The 13,458-nt window shown below is 60.9% G+C and carries 13 protein-coding genes; 9 read left to right on the top strand and 4 right to left on the bottom strand.

What is annotated here, in order from left to right:
- The first annotated feature begins 27 nt into the window (after positions 1 to 27).
- Positions 28 to 1,101 (top strand): PLP-dependent cysteine synthase family protein, encoded by a 1,074-nt coding sequence (locus HPO_RS10085; protein WP_035597902.1) that lies wholly within the window; start codon positions 28 to 30, stop codon positions 1,099 to 1,101.
- 6 nt (positions 1,102 to 1,107) lie between these two features.
- On the opposite strand, the gene HPO_RS10080 is transcribed toward HPO_RS10085, so the two are convergent.
- Complete coding sequence (locus HPO_RS10080) at positions 1,108 to 2,409, bottom strand: polyhydroxyalkanoate depolymerase (protein ID WP_035597900.1); 1,302 nt, start codon at positions 2,407 to 2,409, stop codon at positions 1,108 to 1,110.
- Between the two features lie 255 nt (positions 2,410 to 2,664).
- On the opposite strand from HPO_RS10080, the gene HPO_RS10075 reads away from it, so the two are divergent.
- Positions 2,665 to 3,006, top strand: a complete 342-nt coding sequence (locus HPO_RS10075) for a hypothetical protein (protein ID WP_157532762.1) — start codon at positions 2,665 to 2,667, stop codon at positions 3,004 to 3,006.
- Here HPO_RS10075 and HPO_RS10070 read toward each other — a convergent pair.
- Positions 3,003 to 3,425, bottom strand: coding sequence for a hypothetical protein (locus HPO_RS10070; RefSeq protein ID WP_035597895.1), 423 nt, complete (start codon positions 3,423 to 3,425; stop codon positions 3,003 to 3,005). The two genes, HPO_RS10075 and HPO_RS10070, sit on opposite strands and share 4 nt — an antisense overlap.
- A gap of 155 nt (positions 3,426 to 3,580) precedes the next feature.
- Between HPO_RS10070 and HPO_RS10065 the strand changes: the two genes are divergently transcribed.
- On the top strand, positions 3,581 to 4,459 hold the full coding sequence (locus HPO_RS10065) for a CHAD domain-containing protein (RefSeq protein WP_035597892.1): 879 nt from the start codon (positions 3,581 to 3,583) through the stop codon (positions 4,457 to 4,459).
- 82 nt (positions 4,460 to 4,541) lie between these two features.
- Positions 4,542 to 5,600 (top strand): phytase, encoded by a 1,059-nt coding sequence (locus tag HPO_RS10060; protein WP_035597889.1) that lies wholly within the window; start codon positions 4,542 to 4,544, stop codon positions 5,598 to 5,600.
- Positions 5,601 to 5,613: 13 nt separating this feature from the next.
- Here the strand turns inward: HPO_RS10060 and HPO_RS10055 are convergent, their stop codons facing one another.
- Positions 5,614 to 6,288: a DNA-3-methyladenine glycosylase I gene (locus HPO_RS10055; protein ID WP_035597887.1), complete on the bottom strand. Its 675-nt coding sequence runs from the start codon at positions 6,286 to 6,288 to the stop codon at positions 5,614 to 5,616.
- A 9-nt stretch (positions 6,289 to 6,297) separates the two neighbouring features.
- Positions 6,298 to 7,431 carry an iron-containing alcohol dehydrogenase gene (locus tag HPO_RS10050; RefSeq protein WP_035598062.1) on the bottom strand — a complete coding sequence of 378 codons (1,134 nt, stop codon included), beginning with the start codon at positions 7,429 to 7,431 and terminating at the stop codon, positions 6,298 to 6,300.
- A 286-nt stretch (positions 7,432 to 7,717) separates the two neighbouring features.
- Here HPO_RS10050 and HPO_RS10045 point away from each other — a divergent pair, with 286 nt between their 5' ends.
- From HPO_RS10045 to cysQ, 5 genes are all read left to right on the top strand, one after another.
- On the top strand, positions 7,718 to 8,398 hold the full coding sequence (locus tag HPO_RS10045) for an OmpW/AlkL family protein (protein ID WP_035597885.1): 681 nt from the start codon (positions 7,718 to 7,720) through the stop codon (positions 8,396 to 8,398).
- Between the two features lie 168 nt (positions 8,399 to 8,566).
- On the top strand, positions 8,567 to 10,402 hold the full coding sequence (locus tag HPO_RS10040; RefSeq protein ID WP_035597884.1) for an ABC transporter ATP-binding protein: 1,836 nt from the start codon (positions 8,567 to 8,569) through the stop codon (positions 10,400 to 10,402).
- A gap of 45 nt (positions 10,403 to 10,447) precedes the next feature.
- A complete protein-coding gene (locus HPO_RS10035; protein ID WP_114106711.1) occupies positions 10,448 to 11,674 on the top strand; it encodes a threonine ammonia-lyase in 1,227 nt (408 codons plus the stop codon).
- A 174-nt stretch (positions 11,675 to 11,848) separates the two neighbouring features.
- Complete coding sequence (locus tag HPO_RS10030; RefSeq protein ID WP_241767895.1) at positions 11,849 to 12,649, top strand: FKBP-type peptidyl-prolyl cis-trans isomerase; 801 nt, start codon at positions 11,849 to 11,851, stop codon at positions 12,647 to 12,649.
- Positions 12,650 to 12,666: 17 nt separating this feature from the next.
- Positions 12,667 to 13,455, top strand: coding sequence for a 3'(2'),5'-bisphosphate nucleotidase CysQ (cysQ, locus tag HPO_RS10025; protein WP_035597883.1), 789 nt, complete (start codon positions 12,667 to 12,669; stop codon positions 13,453 to 13,455).
- Positions 13,456 to 13,458 lie beyond the last annotated feature (3 nt).

Below are 13,458 nucleotides of genomic sequence, written 5' to 3'. Positions count from 1 at the left end.
CTGCGAGCGCTGTGAGACTCTCCTCATATGCCTCAGCCCGCTCCCGCTCTTAAGCAGCCAGCCCTCACGTCTCCCCAGGCAGCCCCCGCTTGCCAGGAGGCGCGGCTAAAGGCGCTTTCCGCCCTGATCGGCCGCACACCGATGCTTTCCATCCGTCTGCGTTTCCGGGGCCGGGAACGGGTGATCCACGCCAAGGCAGAGCACTACAATCTGACTGGATCGATCAAGGACCGGATGGCCCTCTCGATCCTCGCCTGCGCTTATCGCTCCGGCACGCTGAAGCCCGGCGACACGATTGCCGAAGCAACCAGCGGCAATGCGGGCATTGCCCTCACCGCACTTGGCCGCGCCCTTGGGCATCGGGTCGAGATCTTCATGCCGGACTGGATGAGCGACGAGCGCAAGAACCTGCTGCGCAGCCTGGGGGCTAACCTCAACCTTCTCACCCGTGAGGAAGGCGGCTTCATCGGCGCGATTGCAGCCACGGAGCAACTCGCCGCCAGCCGGGCCGGCGTATTCCTGCCCTGCCAGTTTTCCAACGCCGACAATTCGGCCGCCCATACCAACACGACCGCCCGTGAACTGATCAACCAACTGGCCTGCCTCGACATAAAGCCTGACGCCTTCGTAGCGGGTGTCGGTACCGGCGGCACCGTGATGGGCGTTGGCCGTGCGCTGAAGGCTGCGTTTCCAAAAGTGAAAATTCACCCGCTGGAACCCCAGGAGTCCCCCACCCTCTCCACCGGCTACAAGGTGGGGCAGCACCGCATACAGGGCATCTCTGATGACTTCATTCCGGCGCTGGTAAAGCTGGATCAGCTTGATGAGGTGATTGCCGTCTCCGATGGCGACGCCATCCGAATGGCACAGCGCCTGGCGCGGGAACTTGGGCTTGGCGTAGGCATTTCATCCGGCGCAAATCTCATCGGCGCCCTGATCGCTGCGGAAAAACTGGGGGATGATGCGTGCGTCGCCACCGTCTTCTGTGACGACAACAAAAAGTATCTTTCCACCGCTCTGGCCGGCGAAGAGCCGCACAAGGAAGGCCATGTCAGCCCCGAAATCGAATTGCTCGATTTCGAAGCAAATGTGTGCGCCTGACGGCGGCTATCGGCGTTTCGAAACAGCAGGTTCCTGGGCGGCTTCTTCCTTTTCGCGCACCGTGAACCGGCGCGTGAACTGGGTGACCCGCGGCGCAATCTCGGTTTCAAACCGGGACCCGTTGAACACGCCATAGTGGCCAACGCCCGGCTGAATATAATCCGTACGCATATCTTCCGGAATGTTTGTGCAGATATCATGAGCGGCCTGCGTCTGGCCGATACCTGAAATGTCGTCTTTCTCACCTTCCACCGTCATCAACGCCACCGTGCGGACCGCTTCCGGCTTCACCAGGCGCTCGCCACGGTACTTGTAGATACCCCGCGGCAGGTGATGTTCCTGAAACACCCGCTGGATAGTCTGCAGGTAGAACTCTTCCGTCAGATCAAGGACGGAGAGGTATTCATCATAGAACTCGCGGTGCTTGGCGGCGTTGTCACCATCGCCGCCGACCAGATGATTGAAAAATTTCCAGTGCGCATCGACATGCCGGTCCCAGTTCATGTTCATGAACGAAGCCAACTGCACAAAGCCCGGATAAACGCGGCGCAGAACACCCGGATAGGGCGCCGGCACGGTGTAGATCATGTTCTGCTCAAACCACTCGAACGGGCGTTCCTCGGCGAGCTTGTTGGGAACCGTCGGCGAACGGCGGGCATCGATCGGTGAGCCCATGAAGGTCATGGTCGCGGGAAGCGCTGGATCTTCATCCTCAGCCATCATCGAGATGGCAGCCAGCACGGGCGGCCCCGGCTGACAGACAGCGAGCACATGCGCGCCGCCGCCCAGATGGGTCAGCATCTTGCGGACATGGTCGATATAGTCATCCAGATCGAACCGGCCGAGCCAGACCGGCGCCATGCGCGCATCCGTCCAATCGGCGATGTAGACGTCATGCGTCTCGAGAAACCCTTCGACGGTTCCACGCAGCAGCGTTGCATAGTGGCCAGACAGGGGGGCCACGATCAGCAGGCGAGGCAATGGCGCGGCATTCTTGCGGCGCGCTTGGGCCAGCTTGTCCGCATCCTTCTTGAAGTGAACGAGGCCGCACCAGGGAGACCGCCAGGCAATCTGAGGCTCGACGGGGACATCTATGCTGTTGATACGGACCGACGAGATGCGCCACTCAGGCTTGCCGTAATAGCGCGTTGCGCTTTCGAACACGTCCGCCATTGCCGCGAGGGATTTGCCATAGCTGGTATGGCCCATCGGATTGAACGGGGAGTTGAGCGCCGCGCGCCCCGCCCGCGCGGCAAGCCGCATTGGCGCCATCGCCACCCGGTTCAGTTCAACAAGGGAATAGAGCATTGTCTTTGTAACCCTCTTTGCTGCAGTGCAGCGTACGCCTCAAAAAACACTGCGGCAAATGTTTTCGCCAGCCGCAACATGCCCCAAGGGAAAGGTGAGGGTTAACTGAAAGTCTTGAAAAATACTGAAACTTCCGGGCCACAACCCGTACAGAGTTAACATCCGGCAGGTAGATGTTCTCGTCAGGGGAGAATCCTGCCCGGAGTGTTGCTGATGTTTCTGACCTGCCAGCCCAACCCGCATGATGACGGTCGCATGACCCGGGCCCTTATTTTCGAGAATACGCCAGGCACCCGGTTCGCCATTGATGCCGAAACGCTGCACCGCCACCCGGAACTCCTGAAGCCTTTTGGCCGGTGGCTGCACATCCGGCTGCGTATCCTGGACGCACTGGCATATCTTTCCTGTCTGGTGGGTGTCATTGCCGCCCTGGTCGTCGGCTGGTGGATGGCAGGGCTTGGGCTGGTCATCTGTGTGATGATGCTGGCCGCCAACAGGAAAACGGCTGGCCGTCTGGCAAAATCTGCTGCGCAGCGATCATCGGAAAGCTTCCGGAAGTTGCACGAAATGGGCTGTCTCTGGCTGGTAATGGCCTAAAGGCCGAAAAGCCCCAGCACGACTGCCGCAACGGCGGCAACCGTGAACATCAACGAAAGCATGACTGAACTGCCCCGCTGTTCCTTGCGGCGAGTACGGACGCCTTTGGGATTCTTGCCTTCCTTCGGCGCGAGCATCATCCGCGTCGAGAAGAATCCGAAGCAGGACACCAGGGCGACCGTTCCGGCAATCCAACTGGTGGCGAGCAAGAACAGCGCGCCGGACACCAGCAGCATGCCCGCAATCGGCGTCGCCGTGCGGTACAGCAATTCGCGAACATGCGTGTCGGCCCGCGCCCCCGTCAGCTTGTCAAAGCTGCAATTGGGCGAAGCGATCGAGGCGACCCAGGAGGCCCCAATCGCCATGGCGCAGGTTATCAGGGCAATACCGTTGGAAAGGGTCTGAAGGCTTTGAAGCATGCTTCCTTATCGCCGGATTCGCGGCAAAGACATGTAGATTTTTGACAAGTTTCTGTAGGGTCACACTCGCCTTGAGAGCGAGCATATTGGCAGCCGGGCCCAGCTTGTGACAGCTTGCCTTTGCCGAACACGGACGGAGGGCAGATTTCAACACCATGGCTTATCGATTGAAGCCCGGCAGTGAGCGCGTTGAAGAGGGCATCCGGCGCATCGCCGGGGAAGAGTTCGCGCGAATGGCGGAGGTGATCGCCGCGGCAGACCTGCCAGCCCCCCGGAAAGTTCACGAGGTGCGCAAGTGCACCAAGCGGTTACGCTCTGTGATCCGCCTCATCGGGCCGGTGTTTGAAGAAGCGCCGATGGAGAATGCAGCCCTGAGAGACGCAGCCCGCCAGCTTTCTGAAGCACGAGACTCAAGCGCCATCCTGGATAGTCTGCGGCGTCTGAAATTACCGCCGGAAATGCTTGCCGATACCGAAGCGACTCTCGCGGGCGATTCCGGCGCGCCCAGTGGTGGCGCCGCTACGGCCAGGCTTCTGAAAACCTTCGACCGCGACATGCGGAGCGCGGCCAAACGCGCCGCCGGCTGGGAGGTTCGCGCGGAGGGGTTCGCCGCCCTGCAGCCCGGCCTCAAGCGCAGCTACAGGAAGCTGCGGAGAAACTTCTCGGAGGCGATCCGCACGGGCGAAGAAGAAATGATCCATGACTGGCGGAAAAGTGCCAAAAGCCATTGGCACCATACGCTTCTGCTGGGACGCAGCTGCCCGGATGCCATGGACGGTCATGCCCGCATGGCAAACCGGCTCTCCGAAAGCCTGGGAGACTGGCGCGACAGCGGACTGCTTGTGGCAGCACTCAAAGCCCTGCCTGATGACCGGCTGGACAAGGACACGTTGAAAAAACTCTTCCGCGCCGCCGCGCGTGACCAGAAAAGGCTTCTGAAAAAGGCCGAGCGCATCTCGCGCCTGCTGACCGCTGAAAAGCCGGCAGCCCTTGCTGCCAGGTGGGCCGTCTATTGGGAGGCCAGCGAGGCCTGAACGCCGCTTCGTCGCGATACTGTCATGCAGCAGCGATAAAGAAGGCGTCGAATCGTGTCTTGCCTGCTTTCCTGGAGCCCCCATGTCTTTTTTCCGGCCCGCCCTTGCCCTGTCGCTTGTCCTGACGGTGGGCGCCTGCGCGTCTGCACCTGCCGCTGTAATCGACGGTCAGAAATTCGTCATGGCCAGCGTGGAAACGGCCCCTGCAGGCGCCAAAGGGGACGCCGCAGATGATCCGGCCCTGTGGAAACATCCGGCAGATCCCGCACAGTCCCTGATCCTTGGCACCAACAAGAAAGAGGGCCTGGTTGTGTTCGGGCTCGACGGCGCAGAAGTTCAGCGCCTGCCGATCGGCCTGATCAACAATGTGGATGTTCGTCAGTCTGCGGATCGGTCCTTCGATATTGCTGTGGCCAGCAATGATCAGGTCAACGCCATCTCCGTCTTCCTGATCGACCGGGTAACCGGAGAGGTGAGCCATCGCGGCGACATTCCGACAAATACAGTAGAGCCCTATGGCATTTGCCAGGCCCGCGAAGGGGAAAGCGATCTCGCAGGCGTGACCTACAAGGACGGGACATTGCAGATCTGGTCGCTCTCGGTCGGCGAGAATGAGCTCAGCGGAGATCTTCTGAAATCCGTCAAACTCGATACGCAGCTTGAGGGCTGCGTCTTCGACGAAGCCAACGGGCTCATCTTTGTCGGAGAAGAAGACAGAGGCCTGTGGACGGTCGCCTATCGCGAAGAAGCGCCCCAGCCTGTGCTGGTCGACACGGTTGGTGGCGCCGCTGGCCTCGTGGCCGATGTGGAAGGGGTATCGATCTGGAGAGGCGGGAATGGCGCAGGCTGGGTGGTGGCGTCCGCGCAGGCAGCCAACCGCTTCGTTGTTTATGACCGGCAAGCGCCGCACGCGCCGCGCGGCAGCTTTTCAATTATCGCCAATGAAGCGCTGGACATAGATGAGGTGACCCATACAGACGGGCTGGACGCTTTTTCCGGCGCCCTGCCCGGCTTCCCCCGCGGGGTTCTGATCGTGCAGGATGACGGCAATCCCAGGTCTGGAGAGAACCAGAACTTCAAGGTCGTGAACTGGGCCGATGTGGAAGCGGCGCTCGGCCTGCCGGAGATGGCCGCCGAATAGGCCCGCCACCGTGTCAGCCGGCACTCATCGCGAGCAGCCGGCTGATCTGCGCCCGCGGTAATCCGCTGTCGGAATGAAACTCATTGATTGCTTCCTGCAGCGCGGTGAGATCGCGCTTGCTGGTAGCTGCCGGGCTGTCCAGAATGCCCTCGCGCGCCAGAGCGGCGCAGACATCGGGCGACGCAATCCACGCATCCCATCCAGCAAAACGCAGGAAGTACTGTCCCGTTGCCCCGCCAAGGCGTGAGCCGCGCTTGCTCAGGAGTGTAAGCAAGCCAAGCTGATCCGTCGCTGGCCAGCTTGCGAGAAAGCGGCCGAAACCGCCCTCCTCCTGGTCGACATCTGCAACGAACCTTGCATTCTCGAGCGTTGCCCGGATCTTCTGTCCGTTGCGCACGATCCGCTCGTCCGCCAGCAGACGGTCCATCATCTCGTCGCCGAAGAAGGCAAGCTTGCCCGGATCGAACCCCTCAAAGGCCACCTCAAAGCCCGGCCACTTTGCTTCTATGACCTTCCAGTTGAACCCCGCATTGAACACACAGCGCGTCATTACCGAGAGAAGCCGGCTGGACGGCACTTTCTCCAGATGCATGACCGCGTGCGTGTTGCGCGACTTCTCAAGCGCCGCCCGCTCTCCCCCATGATGGCTGCCAGCCATCTTGAGTATCGGAGCAAAGCGGCGCTTCATGGAAGTTCCTCAGCCCAGCGCGATCTCGTAAACGGCTGCGTAGTCGTCGGCGCTCATCGCACGGGGGTTGCCCGCATGGGCAAGATCCACCAGAGCATATTCAACGATCCCCGGCCCATCCGATGCCGTCAGGCCCATGGCGCTCAGCGTGGGCGGAATGCCGATGGCATTGTTGAGATCCTGAATGGCATCGGCCAGATCCGCGCCGGCCTTGAGGCCCATCGCCTGGCGCAGGCGGGCATACTTTTCGTCTGCGGCGCCATTATGGAATCGCAGGATGTGCGGCAGGAAAACGGCGTTCAGCGTGCCGTGGTGAAGCTTCTTCTCATGCAGCCGCCCAGCGGCGTGGCTGAGCGCATGAACCCCGCCAAGCCCCTTCACGAAGGCGAGCGCTCCTTCATAGCTCGCCATCATCATGTGCCAGCGGGCCTCTTCATCCGAGCCATCCTTGACGGCACGCTTCAGCATGCCCATCCCGAACGCGCGGTGTGCGCCGTCATAGCCGATAGCTTCCGCAGGCGGATTAATTGCCGGCGTGAGCACAGCCTCGATGCAATGCGTCAGCGCGTCCATACCGGTTGCTGCTGTGAGCCCGGCCGGAAGACCGATGGTAAGGTCCGGATCACAGAGGGCGACAAGCGGAATGAGATTGGGCGAGGCAAAGGTTTCCTTCCGCCCATTCTCCATGATGATGACCATGCCGATGGACACTTCCGAGCCGGTTCCCGCCGTTGTCGGGATGGCGATCAGCGGCGGAATCTTGCCGACCAGCTTAGAGCCGCCGACGATCGCCGCGAAATTTTCCAGAGGCCCTTCATGGCTCGCCATCAGGCCAATTGCCTTGGCGTGGTCCATGGAAGAACCACCGCCCACAGCTATGATCCCGTCAGCGCCGGATTCCTTGTAGAGCGCGGTCGCGATCTTGGTTTGCGCCTCGGTGGGGTTGGGCACGGTTTCGGCAAAGACGCCGGCAGGGGCGACGTCGAGTGCATCTTCGACCTTTGCAAGGATGCCGGAAGCCTTGATGCCCGCATCCGTCACGATGAAGGGGCGCGTGATGCCCCGCGCCTTTGCGAGTTTGGAAAGCTGTTTGAGTGCGCCAGAATCGAAGACGCACTGCGTGAGGAAATTCATAACCGGCATGGGAAGCTCCAGAAGGCGGAAAACGCGCCATGTTCCCAAGTGCGCTGCGTCAAGGCAAGCCTTTCCCTAGGGCAGCGCGCTGCTCACAGCGCCGCACCTCCCAAGGTAGCAGGACGCAGTTGGTATCCAGCATCGCTGCCCCTGATTTTTATCTCAATACGGACGAGTACCTAAATGAGCGCATGTGCCGCGCGGCTCGGAGCCGCGCGGCAAACTGGGCAATTTCGCCTTTAATTCCAGAGGCTTACCTGTATCTCATCACTCACAAAAACAGCGGGTTTCGACAATGAAAAAGCTCCTCGCAGCCACCTTGATGGCAGGCACAGCCCTGATGGGATTTGCCGGCACGGCATCGGCCGATGATAACCCCTGGATGGTGCGCGCACGCGTCATCGGCGTTCTGCCCGACGAATCCGGCGCTCTGTCCGTAGGTAACACGCGCCTGCAGGGCGGCGTGGACATCGGCGACCAGTACGTCCCGGAACTCGACATCACCTATTTCTTCACCAAGAGTATCGCCGCAGAGCTGATCCTCGGGGTGACACCCCATGATGTGAAAGCAACCAGCGTGACGGTGCCGGGCGCCCTGACCAATGCCAATATCGATCTGGGCGATGTCTGGCTTCTGCCCCCGACCCTGACATTGCAATACCATTTCCAGAACGGCACCCGTTTCAAGCCGTATGTGGGCGCTGGGGTCAATGCGACCTTCTTCTTCAATGAAGATGCCGGCCCGGTGGCGGACGGGATCGACTATGATCCGAGCTTCGGTCCTGCCCTTCAAGTCGGGTTTGACTACGATCTAGATGGCAAGGAAGGTGGCTGGGCGCTGAATGCCGACATCAAGAAGGTCTGGATCAATACCGATGTTACAGTCGATTTCACCACCGCGCTCGGCGCCAAGGTGAATGCGGATGTGGACATCAACCCACTGATCGTAGGCGTGGGTCTCGGCTATAAGTTCTGATCTGGCCACGATCAGATCGAGGCAATACCAGCCTCCCATCCCAACCCCAGACTGGTATTGCTTAAACGAGAGCGCCGCGCCTGCTAGTCAGCTGGCGCGGCGTTTTCTGCGCTCTGAATCTGCTGCTGCCTCTTGCGCCCCGGCCCCGGCCCGTTACTCGTCATGGTTATGACACTTTTGACTGTGACCGGCCTGAAGGTCGATTTCGAGACGCCCGATGGCACCGTGAACGCCGTGAAGGGAATTTCCTTCGGCGTTTCGCCTGGCGAGTGCGTTGGCATCGTGGGCGAAAGCGGTTCTGGCAAGAGCCAGTCCGCCCTTGCGGCCATGGGCCTGCTTGCCGGAAACGGCAAGGCCGAAGGCAGCATCCGCTTCGGTGACACCGAAATGCTGACAGCCTCGGTGGCACAGCTGCGCGATATACGCGGCGCTGAAATGTCGATGATCTTTCAGGATCCACTGACAAGCCTTACGCCCCACATGACCGTCGGCGCGCAGATGCGCGAGATATTGGCGTTGCATAAGGGCCTCAAGGGCGCAGAAGCCAATGAACGCTGCATCGAATGGCTGGAGCATGTGCGCATCCCGGAGGCAGCCCGGCGCATGGAACAGTTTCCGCATGAACTTTCGGGCGGCATGCGGCAGCGCGTGATGATTGCCATCGCAATGCTCTGCGGGCCGAAGGTTCTGATTGCGGATGAGCCCACCACAGCGCTCGACGTGACTGTCCAGGCCCAGGTTCTGGAACTGATGGATGAACTCAAGCGCGAAACAGGCACCGGAATTGTTCTGATTACGCACAATATGGGGGTCGTTGCCCGCATGTGTGACCGGGTGATCGTGATGCGCCATGGCGAGATCGTCGAGCAGGGCACAACTGACGAAATCTTCTATTCCCCCAAGCACGACTATACCAAAATGCTTCTGGCGGCTGTGCCGCGCCTGGATATGCCTGACCCGCCGGGACGCCCCCCGCTGTCGGCCCCACCCGCCGCAGATACAAAACCAATTCTGCAGGTCGACGATATGAAGGTTCACTTCCCTATCCAGATCAAGGGCGGCCTGCTTGGAAAGCGCAAACCCCTCAAAGCCGTGAACGGCGTGAGTTTCGACTTGAAGCCCGGCGAGACTCTGGGCGTGGTCGGAGAATCCGGGTGCGGAAAATCGACACTGGCACGGGGTGTGCTGCGGCTCATTCCACCGACTGCCGGCAAGGTTGCCTGGCTTGGCAAGGACATTGCCAAGGCCAGCCGCAGCGAGATGGACGGCCTTCGCGATGAACTCCAGATCGTCTTCCAGGATCCCCTTGCGAGCCTTGATCCCCGCATGACCATCGGTGCCTCAGTGGCGGAGCCTCTGCTGGTGCATGAGCCGGACCTCTCCCGCTCCGAGCGCGAGGCAAGGGTACGCGAAATTCTGCCGCGTGTCGGGCTCGATCCAAACCTCATCAACCGCTATCCGCACGAACTCTCCGGCGGCCAGAACCAGCGTGTCGGGATTGCCCGGGCGATGATCCTGAAACCCCAGCTCGTTATCTGTGACGAAGCGGTTTCCGCCCTGGATGTGTCGGTTCAGGCGCAGGTCGTCGATTTGCTGATCGAACTTCAGAAGGAGTTCGGCCTCTCAATGATTTTCATCAGCCACGACCTCGCCGTCGTCCGCCAGATCAGCCATCGGGTGATGGTGCTTTATCTTGGGCGGATCGTCGAACTCGCAGACCGGAACGCTATCTATGAAGATGCCCGCCACCCCTATACGCAGGGCCTGATCGCGGCAGTCCCGAATGCCGATCCGCGCGGCGAGCGCGCTCGTGAGCGTGTAAAACTGACTGGCGATTTGCCCAGCCCCCTCGACAGCCGCGCCGCCCTCCGTTTCCTCAAGTCGAAGCTGGTAGATGATCCGGATGTGGATCAGTACCAGCCGCAACTCGTCCAGGTGGCCGGCAATCACTGGGTGGCGGAGCACGACCCTGCCCCAGGCGCAGCAGGATTGCTTGTAAATTAACCCCCGCCCGAATAGGGTGCGGCCGCTTTGCCGGAACCCTTTATCATGCCCGATACCCTGACCTCTCCCCTGCCCGTTACCCTGGCCGACATACAGGCCGCTGCCAAAGTGCTTGAAGGGCAGATTGAGCGGACAGAACTCGCGCATTCGAAAACGCTCTCGGCGATCACCGGCGCACAGGTCTGGGTCAAACTCGAAAACCGCCAGTTCACCGCCGCCTTCAAGGAACGTGGCGCCCTGAACAAGCTGGTGAAACTTTCCGATAAGGAAAAGAAAGCCGGCGTCATTGCCGCATCAGCCGGTAACCATGCCCAGGGCGTTGCCTATCACGCGCGCCGCCTCGGCATTCCAGCCACCATCGTGATGGCCGAGACCACCCCCTTCAACAAGGTGGAGCATACCCGTGACCATGGCGCCCGCGTGGTGCTGGAGGGCATGATCTTTGACGAGGCCAAGGAATACGCCCTGAAGCTGGGCGAGAAAGAAGGCCTGACCTTCATCCACCCCTTTGATGATGCGGACATCATTGCCGGCCAGGGCACAATCGCGGTGGAAATGCTGGCGGACAATCCGTACCTCGATACGCTCGTGGTTCCGATCGGCGGGGGCGGCCTGATCAGCGGCATCGCTGTTGCCGCAAAAGCCCTGAAGCCTGATATCAAGATCATTGGCGTGGAAGCAGCGATGTATCCCTGCATGCATGCGGCGCTGCGCGGCAAGTCGCCCAAAATGGGCGGGGCCACGATCGCCGAGGGCATTGCGGTCAAGGAAGTGGGTCAGCTGACCCGCCTGATCGCCCAGGAACTTGTCGATGACATTGTTCTTGTGGAGGAAGAACATCTGGAGCGGGCCATCACCCTCTTCGTGGAAGTCGAGAAAACCATTGCCGAGGGAGCTGGCGCCGCAGGCCTGGCCGCTCTGCTCGCTCACCCTTCCCGCTTTTACGGGCGGAACGTGGGGTTGGTGCTCTGTGGCGGCAATATCGACACGCGCCTTCTCGCTTCCGTCCTGACGCGCGCGCTCGTTCGCGAGAACCGCCTGGCCCGCATCCGCATCGTGGGGGATGACCGGCCCGGCCTTCTGGCATTGGTGTCCAAGATCATCGGGGATCAGGGCGCAAACATCATGGAAGTGGCGCATAACCGGATTGCACTGGATGTGCCGGCCAAAGGCGCCGAGTTCGACATCCTGATGGAAACGCGGGACAGCCAGCACACGCAGGAAGTCATCGACGCCCTGGCGCAGGCGGGATACCCGCCCCGCGCCATTTAGGGTACCCCTCCGGGACACGTGACTAACCCGGGAAACCAGCCTAGAGAGCACCCGACAATTCAGCCCTTTCAGGAGGCTAGCGCCATGTTCCGCGCCTTATTTATCGCCGCAGCTCTCAGCGTTTCGCTGGCCGCTTGCGCCCCGCAAACCCAAGGCGCTGCCGAGGAATCCGCTATGACATCTCCTGTCGATAAATACCTTCCCTGGAACCCTGACGCCAAAGGGATCGTGACGACGGAAAGCGGTGTCCAGTATATTGTCGTGAAAGAAGGCCCCAAGGACGGCAAGAAGCCGGTCTCGTCTGACCGGGTCAGCGTGCATTATGATGGCCGCCTGCCGACCGGGGAAAAATTCGATTCCTCCCTGGATCGGGGCTCACCCGCCGAATTCCGCCTGGACCAGGTCATCCCCGGCTGGACCATCGGCCTTCAGGAGATGAGCGAAGGCGACGAGTTTGTCTTCTACATTCCCAATCGCTTCGCCTACGGCCAGCAGGCGCGCGGGAATGTCATCAAGGCTGGAGACGATCTTGTCTTCTACGTGTCGCTTCTCGGCATCGTGGAACCCAAGAAATCGGACGCGGCCGCCTGGGCAAAATACTATCCTTGGAATCCCGAGCTTCTCGAAGTCCAGAAGACTGATAGCGGACTGCAATACATCATTCTGAAAAGCGGAGATGCCGCAGGCCAGCCGCCCGTCGGCGGGCAACTCGTTGTCGTGCACTATGAAGGCCGCCTGGCGGACACAGGCGAGCTGTTCGACAGTTCCTACCAGCGCGGCGATCCGGAAGTGTTCCCCTCCAATCAGCTGATCAGCGGCTGGGTCGAGGCCCTCGCCATGATGAAACCCGGCGACCATTGGATGCTCTACATTCCCTCCGAGCTTGGCTATGGCGAACAGGGCACGCCAGGCGGCCCGATCCCGCCCAACACGGCCCTGCAGTTCGAAGTCGAACTGCTTGACGTGATGCGTTGAAGGCCGTCAGCTCACAGATGTCTCTCAACGCCACCACTCTCGCCGCCATCGCTCTCGCCGCTGGAAAAGAGATCATGCGGGTCTACCGCACGGATTTCAGCGTCAGCCACAAGGATGACCATTCGGTCCTGACAGAAGCCGATGGTCTCGCTGAAGCGGTCATCCTGAAGGGCCTCGCTGAAGCAGACCCCAGCCTGCAGGTCATTGCCGAGGAATCCGTCGCAGGAGGCCATATCCCGGAACATGGCGCCCGCTTTGCGCTCGTCGACCCGCTGGATGGCACCAAGGAGTTCGTCGCCAAGAACGGCGAGTTCACCGTGAACATTGCCATTATCGAACATGGCCGCCCGGTCATGGGAGTTGTCTACGTTCCCGCGCAGCACCGTCTGTTCGTGGCAGAAAGCCCCACGCACGCCTGGCAGGCAAAAGCCGCCCCCGACGGCCCGGTTCCCACCAAACGTGCACCGCTGAGAATCCGGCCCGCCCCCGCGGCTGGTCTGACTGCGGTTGCTTCGAAATCCCATCGCAGTCCCGATACGGATGAGTGGCTCTCCCGGTATCCGATTGCTGAAATCAAGGGTGCTGGATCTGCTCTGAAATTCTGTCTCGTGGCGGCAGGGGAAGCGGACGTGTACCCGCGTCTTGGTCGCACGATGGAGTGGGATACAGCCGCGGGCCAGGCCGTTGTGGAAGCTGCCGGAGGGCGCGTCCTGACGATCACCGGCGAACCCCTTCTTTATGGCAAAAGAGAACGCGGATACGATAATCCCAGTTTTGTCGTCTTTGGAGATGTGACGCCGCGCTGAACG

The sequence above is a fragment of the Hyphomonas polymorpha PS728 genome, from assembly GCF_000685315.1.
GTDB classification, from domain to species: domain Bacteria; phylum Pseudomonadota; class Alphaproteobacteria; order Caulobacterales; family Hyphomonadaceae; genus Hyphomonas; species Hyphomonas polymorpha.
This window is presented reverse-complemented; position numbering and strand designations above follow the sequence as displayed.